Source organism: Dongia sp. (genome assembly GCF_041906375.1).
In the GTDB taxonomy this organism is placed as follows: Bacteria; Pseudomonadota; Alphaproteobacteria; order Dongiales; family Dongiaceae; genus Dongia.
In genome coordinates this window covers 131,554-153,634 of sequence record NZ_JAYRJJ010000001.1, presented here as the reverse complement: position 1 = coordinate 153,634, position 22,081 = coordinate 131,554, and the positions used below count along the sequence as shown (strand labels likewise).

Below are 22,081 nucleotides of genomic sequence, written 5' to 3'. Positions count from 1 at the left end.
CCCGCCATGACCCTCCTCAAGATATTCGGACCGGGCACGCGGCATGCGCTGCCGCTGATCCTGTTCCTGCTCATCGGCTTTGCGGCTCCCTTGGCGGCCGTCATCGGCTTCAGTTTCACGCCGGCGCGCACCTTTTCGATCTGGCAGAGCTGGAGCCTCGAGAATTACATCGAGATCTTCAATTCGACGAGCTACCTCTCCTTCCTCTGGTCGCTGGGTCTTGCCGCCGTCACGGTGCTGATCCTGGCCCTCATCTGCTATCCGATCGCCTATGGCTTGGCGCGGGTCTTCGGCAAATATTCGACACTAGTGACGCTGCTCTTCACCATTCCGCTATTCGTCTCGGAAAATGTCCGCCTCTATGGCTGGGTCCTGTTCTTCATCAAGAACGGCGTGCTGCTGGGCACTCTCAAGGCCTGGTTCGGCATCGAGCCGGAAAGCTGGCTTTTCACCAGCGGCATCATCGTCTTCGGCATGGTTTATGTGTATCTGCCGTTCATGCTGTTCCCGATGACGCTCGGCGTCTCGATGGTGCCGGACCAGACGCGGGACGCCGCCTTCGATCTCGGCGCCACGCGCTGGCAGGTGTTCAAGGAAGTGGAACTGCCGCTTTCCATGCCGGGCATCATGATCGGCTTCCTCCTCTCCTTCGTGCTGGCGGTGGGTGCCATTGCCGAAGCCAAGGTGCTGGGGGGGCAGCAGATCATCCCGATCAGCCATGATATCGAGATCGCCTTCACCTATGCGCAGAACTGGCCGCTGGGTGCCGCCCTTGCCGTCCTGCTCATGCTGGTGGTGGGCAGTATGGTGCTGTTCGTGCTGCGCCGCTTCGACCTCGATGCCATTCTGGGGCGGAGATAGACGATGGATGGTCTTACCCCCCGCTGGCGGACGTCGCTGATCTGGGCCTGGACGGCGGCAATCGTCGTCTTCATGTATCTGCCGGGGCTCTGCCTGTTGCTCGCCTCGCTCACCTCCAGCCGCTATTTCATCTTCCCCATCAACAAATGGGGGGTCGCGTGGTGGCAGAAGACATTCGACTCGCTGGAAATCCATCAGCTCTTCAAGACCTCGATCTCGATTGCGCTGTGCGTCACGGTGATCGCGGTCGTCATCGCCCTGTTCGGGGCGCTGGCCTTTGCACGCTATGACTGGAAGGGCCGGTCGATCTATCAGAAGATCGTGCTGCTGCCGATCTTCTTCCCGCAATCAGTCTTAGGGTTGGCGCTGCTGCTCTGGTTCAACGCCCTGGGCCTCACCATGTCGTGGCAGACGGCGGTCTTTGCGCATCTCGTCTGGATCATCCCGGTTTGCACGCTGGTCATCTCGATCCAGGTCTATTCCTTCGACCCGGCACTCGAAGAAGCGGCTTTCGATCTCGGCGCCACGCGCTGGCAGGTATTCCGCGAAGTGACCTTGCCGGTGCTCTTCCCCGGCATCTTCTCCGGGGCGCTTTTTGCTTTCCTGCTTTCCTGGGGCAATTTTCCGCTGTCGCTCTATACGACCGGCGCCGATACGACGATCCCAGAATATCTCTATGCCAAGATGGTTGCCGGCTATACGCCGGGCGTGCCGGTACTCGGTACCGTTTCGACCTTCGGTGCGGCGACCCTGCTGCTTGCCGGCTATGCCATCATCCTGATCCTGCGCCGGCGCCGGGCCACCGCGCCAGCGGAGAATTGAAGAAAAAACGGAGGAAACGCGCCATGTTGGGGCAATCGATCCAGGGGAAATCCGTCATCGTCACCGGCGCCAGCAAGGGCATCGGCAAGGGCATCGCCCGCGTCTTCGCGCGCCACGGCGCCAAGGTGCTGGTGGTGGGACGCGACCTCAAATCGGCGGAAGCGACGGCGAAGGATTTCACCGATGCCGGCTGGACGGCGAGCGGATTTTCGGCCGACGTCACCAAGCTTGCCGACATGGAGAAGATGGCCAAAGCGGCGGCGGATCGCTATGGCGGCGTCGACGTGCTCTGCGCCAATGCCGGTGTCTTCCCGCAGGTGAAGATCGAGGATATGTCCCCGGAAACCTGGGACGAGGTGCAGGCGACCAATCTCAAGGGTACGTTTCTTTCAGTAAAGGCCTGCATCCCCTATCTCAAGAAATCCGGCGAGGGACGCATCGTCATCACCTCCTCCATCACCGGGCCGGTCACTGGCTTTCCCGGCTGGACCCATTACGGCGCCACCAAGGCCGGTCAATTGGGCTTCATGCGCACGGCCTGCATGGAAGTCGCCAAATACGGAATCACGGTCAACGCCGTGCTGCCGGGCAATGTGATGACTGAAGGCCTGATCGAGCTTGGCGAGGATTACATGAAGGGCATGGCCGCCGCGGTGCCGATGGGCAAGCTCGGCAATGTCGAGGATATCGGCCATGCCGCCCTCTTCCTCGCCTCGCGCGAGGCCGGCTATATCACCGGACAGACGATCATCGTCGATGGCGGTCAGATCCTCCCCGAGAGCCAGGACGCCCTGTCGCAGATGTAGCTCTTCCGTTCGTCATCCCCGGGCGAAGACCCGGGGATCCACCGATTGCGAGGAAGAGTGGGTGCTCGAAGCAAGCCCGGGCATGACGGGTCTATGAACGGCGCGTCAATGCCCCTGCTTCCGATAGGCGCGGGGGCTCACACCCGTCCAGCGGGTGAAGGCACGGGTAAAAGCCGAGAGTTCCGAATAGCCGAGCAGCAGGGCGATCTCGGTCAGCGGTAGCTGGCGCTGGTCGAGATACATCTGGGCAAGGCTCTGCCGTGTCGTTTCAACCGCATCCTTGTAGGTGAGGCCCTGTTCAGCGAGTTCCCGCTGCACAACGGCGGCCGGCACGCGCAGAGAATGGGCAATCTGCTCAAGGCTCGGATAGCCACCGGGCAGGCTCACGCGGATAGCCGTCTTGACCCGGTCGACCATGCCGTCGGTCCCCTGCCGGTGCGAACCCAGAGATTCGAGGCAGGTCTGCATCATGGTCAGAAGCTGTAAATCGCGGCCCGGCATCGACCGCTCGAGGAGTTCGGGGCGGAACAGCAGGGCATTGGTCGGCTGGCTGAAATAGACCGGGGCATCGAAGGCCGCCTCGTGCTCTTTCCAGAATTCCGGCCGCGGATGCTCGAAATGCACCTCGACCGGCGCCCATTTCGACCCGCAGCAATCGCGGATGACATTGGCGAACATGCCGAGCGAGAGTTCCGCATCCTGGCGGCGCTCGACGATCTCCGAAGAAAAGATCTGGTATTCGAGCCGCATCAGCCCGTCGGTGCCCTTCACCAGCTGCATCCCTGAGGATTCCTGGTGGTAGTGGAAGAGCCGCACCAGATTTTCGAGCGCTGCCCCCAGATTTGGGGATGAGATCGCCGCATACCCCCACATGCCGAGGTCGCGCGGCTGGAACTGCTGGCCGAAATGCAGGCCGAAATTGCCCGGGCTGAACTTGTCGCCCTGGATCTGCTTGGCTGCCTGTTCGAAGAGGCGGCAATAGGAAGCGAGCTTCAGCTTCAGGGTCGGCGATCCGGCCATGTCCGGCGCAATGCCGGAATTGCCGAAGATCGAATCCACATCACCCCGCTGGCGCTCGATGAAATCCACCAAGCCGGTGGCCGCCGCGGCAAGCACGATCGGTGCTCCGCTTTCGCGCGTCTCGGTCTTGTGATCCAGCAAAGCGGCAGCCATCGGAAATCTCCGGCTAAACGTCACACACCAGACTGTGGATGGTGTCGATGATTGCATGGCGCATGGCGCGGCTTCAAGGGTGCAAAGCTGATCAGCTGTCAAGATCGCCCCGTCTGGGGTCAAGCCGGGCTTGGCGCCGGCACCCTAGCCTGCACTCGGATGGAAATGCGCCTGCTGCTGCCATGCGGCATGCCCGGACTTTAGTTAACGATCCTGGGTGAAGAGCCTGACCACCATCTGGGAGCACGGAAATATATGAGCGGTATGCTCACGACAGAACAATTGTTGCGCGCGATCGACGAGCTGGCCGCCACCGCCTTGCCCCGCTGGGGATTGGGTGGGGCCGAAATGAAGCTCATCAATCATTCCGAAAACTGGACCTATCGCGTGACGCCGCAGGGTGCCACGCGGCCCGTCATCCTGCGCGTGCATCGGGAAGGCTATCACAGCGTCGACGGCATCCGCAGCGAGCTTGCCTGGATGCGCGCCCTGCAATCGCAAGCCGGCGTGAAGACGCCGCAGGCCATTCCCGGCGTCGACGGGACCGATATCCAGACCGTGGCGCATCCGGCCCTCGCCACACCGCGCAATTGCGTGCTGTTCGAATTCATCGACGGGATCGAGCCCCCGCAGGACAATCTCATTCCGCCCTTCCGTCAATTGGGCGAGGTAACAGCGCGCTGCCACAATCACAGCGAGACCTGGACGCGCCCCCCTTATTTCGAGCGCCTTTCCTGGGATTTTGAGCATTCGTTGGGAAAGACCGCCAATTGGGGCGCCTGGCAGGACGGGCCGGATTGCACGCCGGACCGCGTCCGGCTGCTGCAGCGTGCGGTGGATCTGATGGAGAAGCGGCTCGCGGCCTTTGGCGAGGCCCGTAACCGTTACGGGCTTATCCACGCTGATTTCCGCCTTGCCAATTTGCTGGTTCACAATGGCGATGTGCGCGTCATCGATTTCGACGATTGCGGCCTCGGCTGGTTTCTCTATGACGCCGCGACGGCGGTGAGTTTCTTCGAGGACCGCGCTGATGTGCCGGAGCTGATGGAAGCCTGGAAGGAAGGCTATCGCCGCCAGCGCGCGCTTTCGAAGGCGGATGATGACGAATTGTGGACCTTCATCCTGATGCGCCGCATGACGCTCTTTGCCTGGATGGGTAGTCATGCCGAAACGGATCTCGCCCGCACCGAAGGTCCCGGCTACAGCACCGGCACCTGCGAACTCGCCGAACGATATCTAAGCCAATACAGCTGAACCCCGACGGGTCAGGAGTTACCGATGGTCGAATACCCAGAGAGTCCCGAGAAGCGCGAGTTCATCGCCAAGTCGAAGCAATTCTGGAATCCAGGCAAGACCCAGGCCTGGCAGGATATGGGCGTCGACCTGGTGATCGACCGGCGCGAGGGCTATCTGCTGTGGGACATGGATGGGCGACGCCTCATCGACCTGCATTTGAATGGCGGCACCTACAATATCGGCCATCGGCATCCGGAATTGATTGAAGTGCTCAATCGCGGCATGCAGCGCTTCGATATGGGCAATCACCACTTTCCCAATATGGGGCGCACGGCCCTGGCCGAGCGGCTGGCGCGCATCTGCGGCGGCGACATGCACTATACCATGTATGCCTCGGGCGGCGCCGAAGCCATCGACATCGCCCTGAAGACCGCGCGCCATGCGACGCAGCGGCGCAAGATCGTTTCAATCATCAATGCCTATCACGGCCATACCGGCCTCGCCGTCGCCGCCGGTGCCGACCGCTTCAAAAAAATATTCTTGTCCGACCAACCGGAAGATTTCGTCCATGTGCCGTTCAATGATCTGAATGCTATGGAAGACGCCTTGAAGGGCAAGGATGTCGCCTGCCTGATCATGGAGACGATTCCGGCGACCTACGGCTTTCCGATGCCGCTGCCAGGCTATCTCACGGAAGTGAAGAAGCTGTGCGAGCGTTACGGCGCGCTCTATGTCGCCGATGAGGTCCAGACGGGCCTGATGCGCTGCGGCGAGATGTGGGGCTATCAGCGCTATGGCATCCAGCCGGACATCATGGTGACCGGCAAGGGCATTTCCGGCGGCATGTACCCCATCGCCTGTGTCGTGGTGCGCGAACCCTATGCCGGCTGGCTGAAGCAGGATGGCTTTGCCCATATGTCGACCATGGGTGGTGCTGAACTCGGCTGCCTGGTCGCCATGAAGACGCTCGAGATCCTCGAGCGCCCGATGGTGAAGCCGATGGTCAACTATATATCCGAGACCTTCCGCAACGGCCTTCACGAGATCATGCGGCTCTATCCCAGCTTCTTCGTGGGCTTGCGCCAATGTGGTGTGGTGATGGGGCTGGAATTCGATTTCCCCGAGGGTGCCAAGCCGGTAATGAAGCATCTCTATGAAAACGGCGTCTGGGCGATCTTCTCGACGCTCGACCCGCGCGTGCTGCAATTCAAGCCCGGCGTATTGATGACCGCCGATCTCTGCGCCGAGGTGCTGGAGCGGGTCGAGCGCAGCATCGGCCTCGCCTATGCCGAATGCATGGGCAAGGGCCGCAGCACCCACCGGGCCGCGTGAGGAGCGCTGCGATATGACCGCCATCATTGAAGAAATCCTCGCCGGCGACAAACGCGCCACCGGTACCGCCGACCTGATGCTGCAGATGGCGGAATGGGCTGCAGCGGCCTTTGCGCGCTTCGACCGGGCCAAGGTCGAGAAGATCGCGCGCGCCGCCGCCGATATCGCCTATGCCCATGCCGGGGAACTCGCCGAAGCAGCAGTCAAGGAAACCGGTTTCGGCGTTGCCGCCCATAAGAAGATCAAGAACGAACTGACCTCGCGCGGGCTCTTCGATCTCTATTCGAAAGAGGATTTCTGCTCGGCCAAGATCAAGGCCGAGTTGAAGATGGTGGAACTGCCCAAACCGGCCGGTGTCATCTTCGCCCTGACTCCCTCCACCAACCCCGTCTGCAGTGTCTATTACAAGGTGCTGATGGCGCTCTTCACCCGCAACGCCATCATCCTGTCGCCGCACCCGATGGCGAAGGGCTGTTCGGTGAAGGCTGCCAAACTGATGGCCGAAGCCGCTGAGCAGGCCGGCGCACCCACCGGCATCATTCAGGTCATTGAGCAGCCGAGCCTGCCGCTGATCGACTATGTGATGAAGAGCCCCCGCGTTGGCGTCATTCTGGCGACCGGTGGCACACCCATGGTGCGCTCGGCCTACAGTTCCGGCAATCCGGCGATCGGTGTCGGTCCCGGCAATGCCCCGGTCCTGGTTGACGACAGTGCCGATTTGGGCGAGGCCGCCAAGCGCATTGTGATGTCGAAGGCCTTCGACAACTCGATCCTTTGCACGAATGAAAGCGTCGTCGTTGCGGTCGAAAGTATTGCCGACCGGCTGCTGCAATCCCTGAAATCGGCGGGCGCCTATATCGCGAAACCCGAGGAAGTCGTGGCCTTGCGCGAATTGTTGTTCGGCCTGGGCTCGTTCAACACGGCTGTGCTGGGCAAGTCCGCAGTCGAGATCGGCGCGCAGGCCGGCATTCGCCTCCCCTCGAATACACAGATCATCATCGTGGAGATCGACCGGGGCGGGATCGACGAACCGCTTTCCAAGGAAAAACTCTGTCCCGTGCTGGGCTTCCTGCGGGTACCGCATGCCGATGCCGGCATTACCCAGGCCCGCGCCCTCATCCGCCTGTCCGGCGCCGGCCATTCCGCCGCCATCCACAGCCGCCATGCTCCAACCATCCTGAAATATGGCGCGGCGGTGAAGGCGCTGCGTGTCGCCGTCAACGTGCCTTGCAGCCTGGGTGCCGCCGGCTACGGCACGCATCTGGCGCCGGCCTTCACCATCGGCACCGGCTTCTTCGGCTCCTCCTCGATCGGCGAAAATGTGGGGCCGCAGCACCTCATCAACTGGACGCGGATCGCCTATAACGACGACCCCAAGGAAGTATTCGGCGATTTCAGTGGGCTCAACGCCAATGCCGGCGGCCCCGCCCTGGCGCTGGGTCTGGAAGCGCCGATTTCGCTGGGCCGCCTGCAGGAAGGGGCCGATGCGGCGCAGGATCCCCTGCCTTTGCCCCTTTCCAATAGCGGATCAACCGACGAGGTCGCCATCCTGCGCGAAGAAATCCGGCGCATGGTGCTTGAGGAACTGCGCGGGGCGCTCCGGTCATGAGAAGGCAACACTGACATCATGGCCGATCTGCGTTCCTTCATCTTCATCGACCAGCTGCAGCCGCAGACGCTTTGCTATATGGCAAGCGGCATGCGCGGGCGGCTGCCGCGCACGCATATGGCCGCCCAGATCATCGAGGTGGCCCCCGGGCTCGATATCGAGGCGTTGACCGACACCGCCCTCAAACATGCGGAAGTAAGCGGCGGCATGCTGGTAGTGGAACGCCAGTTCGGCTATCTCGAATTCCATTCACGTTCGACGGCCGCCGTAAAGTCGGCCGCCGAGGCCGTGCTGGAAGAGCTCGATGCGCGAACCGAACAGGCGATGAAGCCGCAGATCCTCGCTTCCAAGATCGTGACCCGAATCGACAACGGCCACGCTTTTCTTATCAACCGCAACAAATCCGGTTCGATGATCCTGCCCGGCGAATCGCTCTTCGTCCTCGAGATGCAGCCCGCTTCCTACGCCATCCTGGCGACCAACGAAGCTGAAAAAACGGCGGATATCAAAGTGATCGACTATCGCATGTTCGGCGCCACCGGCCGGGTCTACCTCTCCGGCGAAGAATCCAATGTGCGCATGGGCGCCGAAGCGGCGCTGGCCGCCTTGCAAGGATGAGCCAGATGGACAAGAGCCTCATCCGCAACCTGATCCGCGATGTCATCGCCGAGGAAGTTAAGGCGATGAAATCGGGCAAGTCGCCCGCCGCCGCGACGTCCTCCGTGCGCATCGCCAGCGATGCCGATCTCGCGACCTTTGCCAAAGACGTGCTGCGCCTTGCAGAAGATCCGCAGGTGCGCGCCGCCATTCAGGCCGGGCGGCATCCGTTCCATCTGGCGAGCTCGTCCGCGCCAACGGTGGCATCGCCGTCCGGGCAAAGCCACCGCGTCGACAAGGGCGTCGTCACGGAAGGCACCATCGCCAAGCTCGGCAAGACTGTCTCGCGCCTGCTGCTGGGACCGGGCGTCAGCATCACCCCCTTGGCCCGAGACAAGGCCAAGGCGCGCAACATCAGTGTCGAAAGGATCGGGCAATGATTCGCGGTCGGGTCGTGGGCCGGTATTGGGCCACCAAGAAAATCGAGCACATCCCCTCGGGGGCGTTCCTGGAAGTGGAAAGCCCGGGCGGCGGCCGCATGATCGCCTTTGACGTGCTGGGCTGCGGCGAGGGCGAGGATGTCCTTATCGTCACCGGTTCCACCGCCGCCTCCTGGCTGGGCGGCGGCAAGATTCCCATCGACGCGCTCATCATCGGCTCACTCGATGAGACGTCGAAATCCAAATCGAAATAACCAACTCTGTTGAAAGCAAGGAGAGAACCATGTCGAACGCTATCGGAATGATCGAGACCAAGGGTTTCGTCGCGGCCCTGGCCGCGGCCGATGCCATGGTGAAGGCCGCCAACGTGACCGTGGTCGGCCGCGAAGAGGTGGGTGACGGCCTCGTCGCCGTTATCATCAATGGCGATGTCGGCGCCGTGAAGGCCGCGACCGAGGCCGGTGCGGAAGCTGCGAGCAGCGTCGGCACACTGGTCTCCGTCCATGTCATCCCGCGCCCGCATCCTGACCTCGGCAAGCATTTCTCGACTGCCAGCGGGAAGTAAGGGGTTGAACTCCTACATTTGCGTCATGCCCGCACTTGGTGCGGGCATCCACGAATTTGCCTGCCAATGATAACTCGTGGATCCCCGGGCCAAGCCCGGGGATGACGAACACAATGACGGGGTATCCCGCGGTGATTCCATGACCGAACTTCGTGTCTATCTGCTGGTGAAGGATCTCGCCCGCCAGTTCGCGGCCTATATGTCGACGCCGACACGGGCGCGCGGCTATCCGCCGATGCAGGGCGAGCACAGCCTGATCATCGAGGTGGCCCCGGCCTTGGCCATTCACCGGATCTGCGATCTGGCACTGAAGACCGCGCCGGACATGGAGCCGGGCCTGCTCTATACCGAGCGGCAATACGGCATCCTGGAACTGCATGCCGCGGATCTGGATCACCTCAATTTCGCCGGCGAGGCGATCCTCAAAGGCATCGGCCACAGGCCGGAAGACCAGTTGAAGCCCCGGACGCTCTACGCCGATATCATTGACGATGTATCGGACCAGCATGCGATCATCCTCAATCGCACGCGCGAGGCATCGATGCTGCTGCCGGGCAAATCCCTGCTGCTCTATGAATTGGAGCCTGCCCTCTTCGCGTCGGTCGCCGCCAATGAAGCGGAGAAGGCCGCACCTGGCATCACTATCGTCGATGTGCAGATGATCGGCGCCAGCGGGAGATTGTTCCTCTCAGGCACACGCAAGGAATGCGAACGTGCCCGCGACCGCATCGACGAAGTGCTGGGTGCCGTGATCGGGCGATCCGGGAAGGCATAGGGCAGCTGCAGACGCGCGGCGCATTTCACTCTGCGCCACGGCATGCGCTTGATATAGTCCGGAACATAGAGAATCGACCTTGAATTGAAGGTTCTTCCGCATGATCCGGCTTGCCGCCAATCTCAGCATGATGTTCAACGAATGGTCCTTCATGGACCGTTTCCAGGCCGCTGGCGATGCCGGTTTCGAGGCCGTCGAATATCTCTTTCCTTACGAGCACGCGGCCGAGGCGATCGGTGCAACGTTGCGGAAGAATGGGCTTGCTCAGGCCCTGTTCAACCTGCCGCCGGGCGATTGGAGTGCTGGTGATCGCGGCATGGCTGCGATTCCGGCGCGCCGCGATGAATTCCGCGAAAGCGTCGCCCTCGCCTTGCGCTATGCGGCGGCGACCGGCGTCAAGCGGTTGCACGTGATGAGCGGCATTGCCGACCGCAAGGATCCAAATGCGCGGGCGGCCTATGCCGATGCCTTGTGCTTTGCCTGCGATCAGGCAGGACCGCAAGGCATCGATATTCTGATCGAGCCGATCAACCAGCGCGACATGCCGGGCTATTTCCTCAATGATTTCAATAGCGCCGCCGAGCTTATTGGTGATCTCAGGCGGCCAAATCTGCGCCTGCAATTCGACATCTATCATCGCCAGATCATGCATGGCGATGTGCTGGTTGGCATGAAGAGCCTATTCCCGCTCATTGGCCATGTGCAGATCGCCGCTGTGCCGGCGCGCCATGAGCCCGGCAGCGGTGAACTCGACGATTTCCGCGTGCTGCGTGAGCTGGACGGACTGGGCTATGCCGGCTTTGTCGGCTGCGAATACCGGCCGGCGGCCGGTACGCTCGCTGGACTCGGCTGGCGCGCCAGAGTCTAGCGGCTGGCTCTAGCCGCGACCGACGAAGGGCATCTGCGTCGCCATCACCGTCATGGTCAGGACATTGGCATCCAGCGGCAGGCTCGCCATATAAGCAACAGCATCGCCGACATGCTTGGCATCCATCGTGGCCTCGATCGCCGTTGAGCCATTGGCCTGCAGCACGCCGGTTGCCATCTTCCGCGTCATCTCCGTCGCCGCATTGCCGATATCGATCTGGCCGCAGGCGATATCAAAAGGCCTGCCGTCGAGCGCCGTCGATTTGGTAAGCCCGGTGATCGCATGCTTGGTCGCCGTATAAGGCGCCGAATGGGGGCGCGGGGTGGTGGCTGAGATCGAGCCATTGTTGATAATGCGGCCACCGCGCGGCGATTGGGCTTTCATGATCTTGAAGGCCTGTTGCGTGCAGAAGAAAGCCCCGTTGAGATTGGCCGCCACCACCGCAAGCCATTGCTCGGCCGACAATTCCTCGAGCGGGATCGCCGGGGCGCCGATGCCGGCATTGTTGACCAGCAGATCCAGCCGGCCCCAGCTCGCCTTGACCTGATCGAACATGCCAGCAACCGCAACCGGATCGCCGATATCGGCCGGAAGGGTCATGGTATGGGTGCCGGTCGGATCCAGTTCTTTCGCCGCCGCTTCGATCACGTCCCGCCGGCGGCCGACCATGGCGACCTTGAAGCCTTGCCCAAGCAAGGCCTTGACGATGGCCTTGCCGACGCCCGTGCCGGCCCCGGTGACAATTGCCGTCTTGATGGTCATGACGATCCTCTTAGGTCTGGATTTCAGTCGAGTTTGCCGCCCAGTTCATCCTCGATATGCACGCGGATGATCTCATCAAACGAGCTTTCGGCACGGAAGCCAAGAGCCAGCGCGCGAACCGGGTTGAAATCACTGGGCCAGCCGGCGACGATTTTCTGAATGGTGGGATCGGCTTCACGGCGGATGAGTTTCACAGCCTTTTCGCCGGCAACGCGGCGCAGCGCCTCGATCTGCTCGCCGACCGTGGCCGAGAGACCCGGCAGGCTGAGGTTGCGCCGAGGGCCAACGCGCTCGAGATCGAGTGTGGCCGCATGCAGCAGAAAGCCCACCGCGGCGCGGGGGCTGGCGTGCCAGTGACGGACGGATTCGGCCACCGGCAGAATTGCCTCCTGCCCCGACAGCGGCTCACGCAGGATGTTCGAGAAGAAGCCGGAGGCGGCTTTGTTGGGCTTGCCCGGTCGGATGCAGATCGTGGGCAGGCGGATGCCGATGCCGTCGAAGAAACCGCGCCGCGAATAGTCCGACAACAGCAATTCCCCGATCGCCTTCTGCGTGCCGTAGGAGGTTAGCGGCGCGCTGAGGAACGTATCGTCGATTTTTTCGGCAAAGGGTGCACCGAAGACGGCAATCGAGGAGGTGAAGACAAGACGGGGGCGATAGGGTTGGCGGACACCTTCCAGGCGAATCGCCTCAAAAAGATAGCGCGTGCCGTCGAGGTTGATGCGATAGCCCTTCTCGAAATCAGCCTCCGCCTCACCTGAGACGATGGCGGCGAGGTGGAAGATGACGTCCGGGCGCGCTGCGATCAGTTTCTCCGCCTCACCCGGCTGCGATAGATCCGCCGTCAGCACCTTTGCCGTGCCGGCGAAGCCTGTCGGGGTGCTGGGCGGAATGACGTCCACCAGGGTCAGCTTCTCGACCGCCTTGCCATCGAGACCGCCGTTGGTGACGAGCTGGTCGGTCAGCTTGCGGCCGACCATGCCGGCGGCGCCGATGATGAGAATATGCATTGAGCTCAAACCTCGTATCTATCGTGGCGCGCGTAAGCGGTGAAAGGCGACGGGGAGAAGACCGCGCCGGCTGGCCCTTCGACAACAAGAATCGGTCGGACAATCTCGGTCGGATATCGACTCCCACATAACGCTCCGTCGCCGATAGAGCAACTTCCGCAGTATCACCACCGCCACGTAAAAAGCTGAGCGCAATACCGGTCCGGCCAATGGCGCCTATGCGATCAGAGCCGCTTCGAGCCGCTGCCAGTCATCCGAGAAATCCACCACAGCGGGGGCGTGGACATTTTCGGTCCAGGCGTACAGGCAGAGCAGTGGCATATCCCGCACCAAAGTTGCGTGAACGCGCTGCGGCGGATTCCAGACGATGTCGCCCGGTACCTTCTCCTGCCATGGGGCGGTGGTGCCGAAGCGCCAAGAACTGGGCCCCGTCAAAGGCACATAGAGTTCAGATGCCAGGTGATGATGATCGCGGTAGAGCGTGCCCGGCGCAATGAGCAGGAAGCCAAGGTCGAAGTCCTGTCCCCAATCCGGATCAGCCGCCGCGATCAGGCTGGTATAGGCATGGCGGCGGGGGAAAAGGGGCCCGATCGTGTCCGCCGCGTAGGCGTCGTAGCTGGTCCAATGAAGATCGATACCACCGAGGATGCGGACTATCCCGGCGGCCGGTCCGGCCTCTGCCGCCGCGAGCGCCTGGCTGTAATGACCGCATCTGGGCGGCGCCGGGGGCATGTTTCCGGGCAGTTTCCTCAGGCCCGCCATCTCAGCCATTCGGTGGCGTGTACGGGCGACACCGCCTTCCGCATCCGGGAGGGTGGCGAGGAAGCCGTCGATTTCATGCCAAAGGGGATCGAGTGGTTGCATGTACGGCATTATAGCGCAGACTGCTGGCGAACCAATCCCGCTCAGGCCGGGGCGATGTCCGCCAGGGCCGGGTAGAAGGGCTGCAAGCGGCGATAGAGGTCGCGCCACAGCAGATATTTCCGATTGAGCACGGATTGACTGGCCGGCATCGGCATGAAAGTGCGGCCGGGGGCCACGTAACGTTCGATCGCCGACCATTCCTTGATGAGGCCGACGCCATAGCCCGCGACGAAGGCAGCACCCAGCGACGACCCCGGATGGCGATCGATGCGCGTCACCGGCATGCCTAGGCTGTCTGCAGCGATCTGCAGCCACAGGTCGCTCGCCGCACCACCGTCGGCAGCAAAAACCCGGTGCGTCTTGAGGCCGAGCTCGTGGAAGGTCTCGACATGATGGCGAAAACCGAAGACGACGCCTTCGAGGGCGGCGCGCCAGACATGGCGGATGTCATGGTTGAGCCCCAGCCCCACCAGGGTGCCGCGTGCATGCGGATCGTTGAGCGGCGTCTTTTCACCCAGGAAATAGGGCAGGAACAGGATGCTGCTCTCGGCGCCGATTTCGGCCGATTTGCGGTCGAGCCATTGATGGGTCGAAAGGCCAGCGGCCTTCGCCTCATCGCGGGCACCGCCACCCCAATTGGCCACGACCCAGTTGAGGAAGCTGCCGCTCGACGCCATGCAGCCATTCGGGAAATAGAGGCCGGGAACAATGTGATAGTCAAGGAAGAGGCGTCGGTCGGCCACCGGCTTGTCGGAAGAAAGGAGAATGTCGCCTGCCCCGCCGAATTTCAGTACCAGGTCGCCATTGCGTGAAGCGCCACAGACAAAGGCCGAGGCGACATGATCGGCACAGCCCGCCACCACCGGCGTTCCTGCCTTCAAACCGGTGTGAGAAGCGGCAGCCGTCGTGAGGTTCCCCACCACGTCGTGGCTCTTGCGGATTGGCGCCAGCAGAGCGGGATCAACGCCGCTCAGGCCGATCAGTTCCGGGTGATATCGCCCGGTTGCTACTTCCACAAAACCCGATTCCAGCGCCCAATTGTGCTCGACCTGGATCGTACCGGTCAGTTGGCTGGTGATGTAGTCGGAGGCCCCCACGACCTGACGGGCACGGGCAAAATTCTCCGGCTCGTTTTCGCGCAGCCACATCAGTTTGGGCCCGACCAATTGCTGGCTGTAGCCCGTGCCGGAGAGGGCGAGGAACCGCGCCTCATCCATGCCCTGGCGGAATTGATCCAGCTGGCTGGTGGCACGGGCATCGTTCTGCTGGATGCTGCGGCGCAGGGGCCGGCCGGCCTCATCCAGCAGGATCACTGTCGGCAGCATGCCGGTGACGCCGATTCCGGCGATATCGGCAGCGGCAATGCCGGTCTTGGCGAGGAGAGCGCGGCAGATCTCGCCGACATTCGCCCACCATTGTGCCGGATCTTCCTCGGACCAGTTGGCATGATCGGCATGAAGCGTCACCGGCCGGCTTTCAACGGCCAGGGAGTTGCCCTCGGTATCGATGATGATACCGATGGTCGATGTCGTGCCGATGTCGAGGCCGAGGAGATAGGTCATGCCGGTATCTCAGCGGATCTTGCGCACCTTGTCCATGAAGCGGCTGACGCGTGCCTTGTCGACCGCCTTCCAGGTATCGCCATCAACCTTGAAATGCGTGCCGATCACGGCGCCGTCGGCGATGCCCAGGATATCCGCGACATTGTCGATATTGACGCCTGTATTGGCAAAAACGGGGGTATCCGGCAGGACGTCCTTGACCTTCTTCAGATTGCCGGTTTCGACCGCCTCGCCGGTCATCGGGCCGGAAACCAGCACGATATCGGCGAGCGACGAGAAGACGGCGCTCTTGGCACGGGCGGCGATGGAACGGTCGCCGATGGGCGAGGCAAATTCCGCATTGATGTTGTACATCAGCTTCAGATCGGCACGGTTGCAATCGGCGCGCAGCCGCACGGCGCTGGCTGCATCCGGCGCCCACAAGCCCATGTCGGAATCATAGACGCCGGTGAAGATCTCGCGCACGAAGCGCGCACCGCTGGCGATGCCCAGGGCGACGCTGGCGACCGGATCCCAGAGGTAATTGACACCGAAGGGGATCTTGATCGTCCGCTTCAGTTCGCCCACGGCAAAGGACATGGCGGCCAGGGATTGCGGCGAGGCCTTGAGGAGATAGGGCCGGTCGCCTTCATTGCCGAACATGACGGCATCGACGCCGCCCTCCTGCAGGGCCGCGATATCCGCTGCCGCCAGATCGATCAGCTTCTGCATGCCGCCATCCTTGTCATAGAGCGGCGAGCCCGGCAGGGGGCCGAAATGAATCATGGCGATGATAGGCTTGTGGCTGCCGAAAGTTGTCTTGATCATGCTGGACTCTCTGCTTTCAAAAAATGTCAGGCGATTTGATGTCAGACGATCTGCGGGCGGGGCAGGACATTGCCGGTCTGCGCGTCGAAGAGATGCATCTGGGTGAGGTCGTAATGGAGGGTGAGTGCCGCGCCCGGACGTGCCAGGAAGTCGCGCGGCATGCGGGCCATGACTTCCGGACCGCCGGCCCCGCCAAGCTCCGCGACCAGGATGACTTCCGGACCCAGCAATTCGACAGCGACGGCCTGGACAGCGACGGGTGTCGACCGCTCGCCCATGGGAGCAAGGTGAAAATCTTCTGGACGCAGTCCGACGGTCACCGCCTTTCCGGCATGGCCGGCATAACCGAGACGGAAAGCCTGCGGGATCGGTAGACGGGCCGCCCCGACGACAGCGTCGAGCCCACCCTGGCCTGCACTGTCCAGGCCGCCCGCCACCAGGTTCATGGGCGGGCTGGCAAGGAAACCGGCAACGAAGGTGTTGGCCGGGTTGCGATAGACCTCCAGGGGAGCGCCGACCTGGATGATATGACCATCCTTCATGATGCAGATGCGCTGGCCCATCGTCATGGCTTCGATCTGGTCATGGGTGACATGGATGATGGTCGTTCCCACCTTGTGATGCAGCTTGATGAGTTCGGTACGCATGGCGGCACGCAATTTTGCGTCGAGATTGGAGAGCGGCTCGTCGAGCAGGAACGCCTGTGGTTCGCGCACCAGGGCGCGCCCCAGAGCCACACGCTGGCGCTGGCCGCCGGAGAGCTGCGCCGGCTTGCGTTCGAGCAGCGGCTCGATGCCCATCATGGCGGAAATCGCCTTGATGCGACGCTCGATCTCGCCCCTCTCGACCCCGCGCAGCTTCAGGCCGAAGCCGAGATTGCCGGCCACCGTCATGTGGGGATAGAGCGCATAGTTCTGGAAAACGATGGCGATATCGCGGTCGGCCGGGTCGACATCGTTCATCCGCTTACCGCCGATGAACAGGTCTCCCTTCGAAATGGATTCGAGCCCGCCGATCATGCGCAAGGTGGTGGATTTTCCACAGCCGGACGGGCCCAGGAAGATCATGAACTCGCCGTCCTTGATCTCCAGGCTGATATCGTCAACGGCAACGACCGAGCCGCCATAGACCTTGCTGATGTTCTTTAGCTCAATGCCGGCCATGGACAGCTTATCCTTAATTCAGCGAACGCATGTAGCGATAGAGATAGGCGGTGAGGCCCAGAATGGCCGTCAGCAGGATGATCGACATGGCGGATGCTTCGCCGATGTTGAGACTGACGAAGGCCGTCCGATAGATGAAATAGCTGACGAAGTCGGTCGCCGTTCCGGGACCGCCGCGCGTCATGATGTAGATGAGATCGTAGGTCTTCACCGCGAAGATGAGCCGGATGAGCAGTGTCACCACGATCACCGTCCGCATCATCGGCAGGGTGATATGAATGAAGCACTGGAAGGCATTGGCGCCGTCGATCCGCGCCGCCTCATAGGGCTCCTTGGGGAGCGAGGAGAGGCCGGCCAGCAGCAGCACGATCATAAATGAGACCTGGTGCCAGATATCGACCAGAATGACCGTCCAGATCGCGACCTTGGTGTCACCCAGCCAATTGACCGGGCTGATGCCGATCGTGCCCAGCAGATAGTTCACGATGCCGAGATTCGGATGCAGGAACATGCGCCAGATGAGACCGACGATGACCGGATTCATCAGCAGCGGGCAAAGCAGGATGGCATAATAGACCGGCTTGAAACGCTCGACCTTGTTGAGCATCAGGGCGACGGCAAAGCCGATGATGAATTCGAGCGCCACCACGCCGACGACGAAACGCATGGTCAGCCAGACGGAGTGACGGAATTCGGCATCGGCCAGGGCCAGCTTGAAATTCGTCAGTCCGGTGAAGGTGTCGAAGTTCGGCGCAATCAGCGTGTATTCGTGGAGAGACGTAAAGAGAGCCGAAAGAACGGGGAAGAGGATGATGAGAAACAGCACGATCAGGCTGGGGCTCGCCATGGCGTAGCCGAACCGGCGGTCGCGCCGGTCGGCTGCGGTGGCTGCTTGTCCCATCCTGCCCATCATGCCTGCTTCCCCGTTTCGTCTCGTTACTGCAACTTGCCGTCTTTCTTGGCGAGTTCGGTGAACTCGACCTCGATCGCGGCCAAGGCGTCCTGCGGGCTCTTCTCGCCGGCCACGGCAAGGCTCAGTTCACGGCCAAGCACTTCCACCAATTGCGGGGTGTAGGTGAAGACAGCGAAATTATGGCTGGTGAGGAGGAGCTTCTTCAGCGCCGGGTAATAGGGGTACTTGGCCAGCACGTCCGGATCATCAAACACATCCGTGCGCGTCGGCGAACCGCCGGCAAGTGCTCGCTTCTTGGCGATCTCCTTCGACTCCACCCATTTCAGGAAGGTCCAGGCCGCGTCCGGGTTCGGGCTCGATTTCGGAATGGCCCAACCCCAGGCACCGTTCAAGCTGCCGCCTTTGTCAGGCGAGACGCCCGGCACCGGCATGATCTCGACCTTGCCGACAACCGCCGATTTCTTGGGGTCGTCATAGGATGTGCGGAAGAAGTTGTAGGTGATGTAGCTATAGGCCTTGCCCTGGGCCATCACATTGAAGGCCTCGTCGAAGCCGAAGCTTGCCGAGCCGACGGGGCCATATTTGTTGATCGCGGTCGTATATTGCTCCAGCGCCTTCACACCGGCCTCGGTGTTCAGCGTCGGCTTCCAATTGGCATCGTGATATTCGCCACCATTGGCAAAGAGATAGTTCGACCATTCCATGGCGATCGGATCAGGGCGCAGGCCCTGGTTGACGACACCGTAGAAGCCGTCCTTGGTGAAGAACTCGACCTGCTTCAGATATTCATCCCAGGTCTGGGGCACGCGCAGATCCATATTGTACTTGGCCTTGAAATCGGCCTGGTTCTTTGCATCCGCCAGAAGGTCGGTGCGATAGGTAAGACCCATCGCGTAATTGTAGAAGGGCAGCATATAGGTGGTGCCGTCGACCTTGCCGACGAGATCCATCAACGCCGGCACGTAAACGGACGTGTCGACATTGTCGGCCTTGATGCGCTCGTCGAGCGGCTGCATCCAGCCGGCCTTGGCGAACTCGCCGACCCAGTAGAAATCGACCACGATGGCCGAATAGCTGCCCTTGGGCGCCACCAGCTGGGGGACCAGCTTGGTGTGCATTTCGGCATAATTGACCACTTCAAGATTGACGTCGATGCCGGTTTCCTTGGTGAATTCGGGCACCAGCGCCTTGACGTATTCAGTGTCCGGGACACCTTCCATCAGGATGTTCACCGTCTCGGCCGCGGCCGATCCGACAAAGCTCAGGGCCATTACCGAGCCCAGAAGCAGTTTCTTGAGCATGATCCAACCTCCCTTTTATAGGCCCCACGACAAGGCGCGCGGGCTCGTCATTTCAGGGCACCCAATGACAAGCCTTTGATCAGATATTTGCGCAGGAACGGCAGCAGCGCGAAGATCGGCAGCAGCGAGACCACGGTCGCCGCGGCGAGCGGCGCGATCTCGACGCCGGCATGAGTTTCCATGCTGGCAAGCCCGATCGGCAGGGTCTGGCTGTCAGCGCCGCTCAAGACAAGCGCAAAGAGAAACTCGTTCCAACTGAGGATGAAGCCGAGGAGACCGGCAGCGAGGATACCCGGCGCCGCCACCGGCACAGCAATCTTGATGAAGGCCTGCCAGCGCGTGGCACCGTCGATGCGCGCCGCTTCTTCAAGACTCGCCGAATCCCCTTCAAAGAACGAGACCAGCATCCAGGCAAGAAACGGCAAGCTGATGGTGAGATGCGACAGGATGAGACCGAGATGGGTCTGCATCAGGCCGGTACTGAAAAACAGGGTGAAGAGCGGCAGGACCAGGATGATCGGCGGCAGCATCTGGCTGGCCAGAACGCCGAGACGCAGGAAGGCGCCGCCCGTATTGAAACGCGCGAAGGCATAGGCCATGGCCGTGGCCAGCGGCAAAGCAATGGCCGTCGACGCCAGCGCCACGATCAGGCTGTTCAGAAACCAGCGCTCAAACGGATATTTCGAGAAGATTTCGACATAGTTTTCGAGCCCCAGATGACCGATTTCGGGCGGAATCTTATAGGCGGTGAGCTTGTCGGTGAGGCTGACGCGCAAAACCCAGATCAGCGGCAGCAGAATGCACAACGAGAAGACCGAAAGCACGATATGCGGAACGATATGGCGCCAGCCCGGTCGCATGATGTGCCTCAATCCATCCTGACGCCGCCGGTGACATTGAGTGCCTCGCCGGTGACGAAGCCGGCAAGATCGCTGGCCAGGAAAAGCACGGTCTTGGCGACATCTTCCGGCTGCTCCAGGCGGCCCATCGGTGTCTGGTTGATATAGTCGTCGATCACGGCCTGGGGCGACATCTGTCGCAGCTTCGCCTCCCACTCCACTTCGCGCGACTGCATGCCGGTCTTGACGAAACCGGGGCAAACGCAATTGACGCGGATACCATGCGGCGCCATCTCGCGCGCGAGCGCCTGGGTGAAACCGACCACCGCAAACTTGCTGGCGGAATAATGCGCCAGCCAGGGTGCGCCCCATTTGCCGGCAAGGGATGCCGTATTGACGATGACCCCTTGGCGCTTCTCGGCCAGGAAATGCCGCACCGCCGCCTGATTGGTGAGGAAGATGCCCTTGGCGTTGACGTCGAAATTGAAATCCCAGTCTTCGTCCGTGAGGTCGGTGACGAGTTTCATCGACGACACGCCGGCATTGGCCGCAAGGATGTCGTAACCACCAAAACGCTCGATGATGGTTACAAAAGCGGCGGTGACACTGGCGCGGTCGCGGACGTCGATCTTGAGACCGATATGCTGATCCCCCAGACCCTTCGCGGCGGCAATTGCGCCGGCTTCATCGAGATCGGCGATCGCCACACGCATGCCGGCATCATGAAACTGGCGCGCGATCGCCAGCCCGATGCCCGTCGCCCCACCGGTGACGATGGCACGCTTGCCCGCTAACTCCTTCAGCATCCCTGTCATGCCTTTCGTTTTCGATCATTTTAGATCGATTTCGATCATTAATATCGAGGTGGGCTCACGTTGGCAAGCCCTGAGGCTGGATTTTTATTGGATCGTCGCTAGTATGATCGAAAATGATCATGTCGGTGTCCGATTCGAATGACCGCTAAAACCGCTGCCCCAGCGCGCGCCCAGGTGACGATTCGCGACGGCTTGCTGCGCGATTTCGTCGAACGCCGTGGATTTGCGGCCGTCAGCGAGATCGCTGCCGAACTCGGCGTGTCCGAGATCACCGTGCGGCGCGACCTGACCCGGCTGGAAAATCAGGGCCTGCTGGTGCGGACCCATGGCGGGGCGCTGGCGGGCAAGCTCAGTTCGGCCGAGAGCTTCGACAGCGACGAACCGACCTTCGAGGCGCGGCGCCGGCGCAATGCCGACGCCAAGACGCGGATCGGTGCCGCCGCCGCAGCGCTGGTCCGCCCGGGCGCCACGATCGGCATCGATGTCGGCACGACGACCTTGGAGCTGGCGCGCCAGTTAGCGACGCGTGCCGATATCAAGATCTTCACCAACAATGTCCGCGCCGCGACCTTGTTGGCGGAGGGACCGGCCGCCGTTTATCTGCCTGGCGGCCAGTTGCGCGCCAAAGAGCTGTCGGTCCACGGCTCGATTGCCATCGCCCAGCTGCGACATTACTGGTTCGATCAGGCGTTCATCGGCTTTTCGGGCCTCACCGACCAGGGCCTGTTCGATTATTCGCTGGAGGATACCGAGATCAAGCGCGTCTATATCGAGCGCGCTGCCCAGATCGTCGCCCTATGCGATTCCTCCAAGTTCGGCCGCCTTTCCATGGCGCGTGTCGGTGCGCTGGAAGAGGTCGATATCCTGATCACCGACGCACCGCCGCCCGCGGCCCTGCGCGATGCGCTGGAACGCGCCAATGTCTCAATCATCGTGGCCGAGACGGCTGGCACTCAGTGAA

Annotated in this window: 24 protein-coding genes; 13 read left to right on the top strand and 11 right to left on the bottom strand. The window is 61.8% G+C overall.

The genetic code is table 11. The annotated features are described in order from the left end of the window. Positions 1 to 6: 6 nt before the first annotated feature. Genes ACE3OA_RS00740 through fabG form a run of 3 tightly spaced genes read left to right on the top strand, consistent with a single transcriptional unit; the run spans position 7 to position 2,489 of the window. On the top strand, positions 7 to 861 hold the full coding sequence (locus tag ACE3OA_RS00740) for an ABC transporter permease (protein WP_374306748.1): 855 nt from the start codon (positions 7 to 9) through the stop codon (positions 859 to 861). 3 nt (positions 862 to 864) lie between these two features. Then, positions 865 to 1,683 (top strand): ABC transporter permease, encoded by an 819-nt coding sequence (locus ACE3OA_RS00735; RefSeq protein WP_374306746.1) that lies wholly within the window; start codon positions 865 to 867, stop codon positions 1,681 to 1,683. A gap of 23 nt (positions 1,684 to 1,706) precedes the next feature. After that, positions 1,707 to 2,489 (top strand): 3-oxoacyl-ACP reductase FabG, encoded by a 783-nt coding sequence (gene fabG, locus ACE3OA_RS00730; RefSeq protein WP_374306744.1) that lies wholly within the window; start codon positions 1,707 to 1,709, stop codon positions 2,487 to 2,489. A 105-nt stretch (positions 2,490 to 2,594) separates the two neighbouring features. Here the strand turns inward: fabG and ACE3OA_RS00725 are convergent, their stop codons facing one another. Further along, positions 2,595 to 3,662: an AraC family transcriptional regulator gene (locus tag ACE3OA_RS00725; protein ID WP_374306742.1), complete on the bottom strand. Its 1,068-nt coding sequence runs from the start codon at positions 3,660 to 3,662 to the stop codon at positions 2,595 to 2,597. Between the two features lie 255 nt (positions 3,663 to 3,917). Here ACE3OA_RS00725 and ACE3OA_RS00720 point away from each other — a divergent pair, with 255 nt between their 5' ends. From ACE3OA_RS00720 to otnI, 9 genes are all read left to right on the top strand, one after another. Continuing rightward, positions 3,918 to 4,916 (top strand): phosphotransferase enzyme family protein, encoded by a 999-nt coding sequence (locus tag ACE3OA_RS00720; protein WP_374306739.1) that lies wholly within the window; start codon positions 3,918 to 3,920, stop codon positions 4,914 to 4,916. Positions 4,917 to 4,940: 24 nt separating this feature from the next. Continuing rightward, on the top strand, positions 4,941 to 6,230 hold the full coding sequence (locus ACE3OA_RS00715; protein WP_374306737.1) for an aspartate aminotransferase family protein: 1,290 nt from the start codon (positions 4,941 to 4,943) through the stop codon (positions 6,228 to 6,230). Between the two features lie 13 nt (positions 6,231 to 6,243). Continuing rightward, positions 6,244 to 7,839: an aldehyde dehydrogenase family protein gene (locus ACE3OA_RS00710; RefSeq protein ID WP_374306734.1), complete on the top strand. Its 1,596-nt coding sequence runs from the start codon at positions 6,244 to 6,246 to the stop codon at positions 7,837 to 7,839. Between the two features lie 18 nt (positions 7,840 to 7,857). Then, positions 7,858 to 8,457, top strand: a complete 600-nt coding sequence (locus ACE3OA_RS00705) for a BMC domain-containing protein (protein WP_374306732.1) — start codon at positions 7,858 to 7,860, stop codon at positions 8,455 to 8,457. A gap of 5 nt (positions 8,458 to 8,462) precedes the next feature. Beyond that, a complete protein-coding gene (locus tag ACE3OA_RS00700) occupies positions 8,463 to 8,876 on the top strand; it encodes a hypothetical protein (RefSeq protein ID WP_374306730.1) in 414 nt (137 codons plus the stop codon). Beyond that, positions 8,873 to 9,130 (top strand): EutN/CcmL family microcompartment protein, encoded by a 258-nt coding sequence (locus tag ACE3OA_RS00695; RefSeq protein WP_374305502.1) that lies wholly within the window; start codon positions 8,873 to 8,875, stop codon positions 9,128 to 9,130. Before ACE3OA_RS00700 ends, ACE3OA_RS00695 begins: the two co-directional genes overlap by 4 nt. 29 nt (positions 9,131 to 9,159) lie before the next feature. Next, a complete protein-coding gene (locus ACE3OA_RS00690; RefSeq protein WP_320502228.1) occupies positions 9,160 to 9,441 on the top strand; it encodes a BMC domain-containing protein in 282 nt (93 codons plus the stop codon). Positions 9,442 to 9,580: 139 nt separating this feature from the next. Then, complete coding sequence (locus tag ACE3OA_RS00685; protein ID WP_374306728.1) at positions 9,581 to 10,216, top strand: microcompartment protein; 636 nt, start codon at positions 9,581 to 9,583, stop codon at positions 10,214 to 10,216. Between the two features lie 100 nt (positions 10,217 to 10,316). Continuing rightward, the gene (otnI, locus tag ACE3OA_RS00680) at positions 10,317 to 11,084 is read left to right on the top strand and encodes a 2-oxo-tetronate isomerase (protein WP_374306726.1); all 768 of its coding nucleotides are present in this window, start codon (positions 10,317 to 10,319) and stop codon (positions 11,082 to 11,084) included. A 9-nt stretch (positions 11,085 to 11,093) separates the two neighbouring features. Here the strand turns inward: otnI and ACE3OA_RS00675 are convergent, their stop codons facing one another. The 10 genes from ACE3OA_RS00675 to ACE3OA_RS00630 all read right to left on the bottom strand — a co-directional run bounded on the left by ACE3OA_RS00675 (position 11,094) and on the right by ACE3OA_RS00630 (position 21,111). Further along, positions 11,094 to 11,846 (bottom strand): SDR family oxidoreductase, encoded by a 753-nt coding sequence (locus tag ACE3OA_RS00675; protein ID WP_374306724.1) that lies wholly within the window; start codon positions 11,844 to 11,846, stop codon positions 11,094 to 11,096. A gap of 23 nt (positions 11,847 to 11,869) precedes the next feature. Then, complete coding sequence (gene denD / locus ACE3OA_RS00670) at positions 11,870 to 12,856, bottom strand: D-erythronate dehydrogenase (protein ID WP_374306722.1); 987 nt, start codon at positions 12,854 to 12,856, stop codon at positions 11,870 to 11,872. Positions 12,857 to 13,072: 216 nt separating this feature from the next. Further along, complete coding sequence (locus ACE3OA_RS00665) at positions 13,073 to 13,720, bottom strand: dimethylsulfonioproprionate lyase family protein (protein ID WP_374306720.1); 648 nt, start codon at positions 13,718 to 13,720, stop codon at positions 13,073 to 13,075. Positions 13,721 to 13,761: 41 nt separating this feature from the next. Then, complete coding sequence (locus ACE3OA_RS00660) at positions 13,762 to 15,282, bottom strand: FGGY-family carbohydrate kinase (RefSeq protein WP_374306718.1); 1,521 nt, start codon at positions 15,280 to 15,282, stop codon at positions 13,762 to 13,764. 9 nt (positions 15,283 to 15,291) lie between these two features. Beyond that, positions 15,292 to 16,089, bottom strand: a complete 798-nt coding sequence (locus ACE3OA_RS00655; RefSeq protein ID WP_374306716.1) for a BtpA/SgcQ family protein — start codon at positions 16,087 to 16,089, stop codon at positions 15,292 to 15,294. 41 nt (positions 16,090 to 16,130) lie between these two features. Continuing rightward, positions 16,131 to 17,252, bottom strand: a complete 1,122-nt coding sequence (locus tag ACE3OA_RS00650) for an ABC transporter ATP-binding protein (protein WP_374306714.1) — start codon at positions 17,250 to 17,252, stop codon at positions 16,131 to 16,133. Between the two features lie 13 nt (positions 17,253 to 17,265). Then, a complete protein-coding gene (locus ACE3OA_RS00645) occupies positions 17,266 to 18,165 on the bottom strand; it encodes a carbohydrate ABC transporter permease (RefSeq protein WP_374306712.1) in 900 nt (299 codons plus the stop codon). A gap of 23 nt (positions 18,166 to 18,188) precedes the next feature. Continuing rightward, positions 18,189 to 19,466 (bottom strand): extracellular solute-binding protein, encoded by a 1,278-nt coding sequence (locus tag ACE3OA_RS00640; protein WP_374306710.1) that lies wholly within the window; start codon positions 19,464 to 19,466, stop codon positions 18,189 to 18,191. Positions 19,467 to 19,513: 47 nt separating this feature from the next. Beyond that, positions 19,514 to 20,326, bottom strand: a complete 813-nt coding sequence (locus tag ACE3OA_RS00635) for a carbohydrate ABC transporter permease (protein ID WP_374306708.1) — start codon at positions 20,324 to 20,326, stop codon at positions 19,514 to 19,516. 8 nt (positions 20,327 to 20,334) lie between these two features. Continuing rightward, positions 20,335 to 21,111 (bottom strand): SDR family NAD(P)-dependent oxidoreductase, encoded by a 777-nt coding sequence (locus tag ACE3OA_RS00630; protein ID WP_374306705.1) that lies wholly within the window; start codon positions 21,109 to 21,111, stop codon positions 20,335 to 20,337. A gap of 147 nt (positions 21,112 to 21,258) precedes the next feature. Here ACE3OA_RS00630 and ACE3OA_RS00625 point away from each other — a divergent pair, with 147 nt between their 5' ends. After that, positions 21,259 to 22,080 carry a DeoR/GlpR family DNA-binding transcription regulator gene (locus ACE3OA_RS00625; RefSeq protein WP_374306703.1) on the top strand — a complete coding sequence of 274 codons (822 nt, stop codon included), beginning with the start codon at positions 21,259 to 21,261 and terminating at the stop codon, positions 22,078 to 22,080. Position 22,081: the final 1 nt, after the last annotated feature.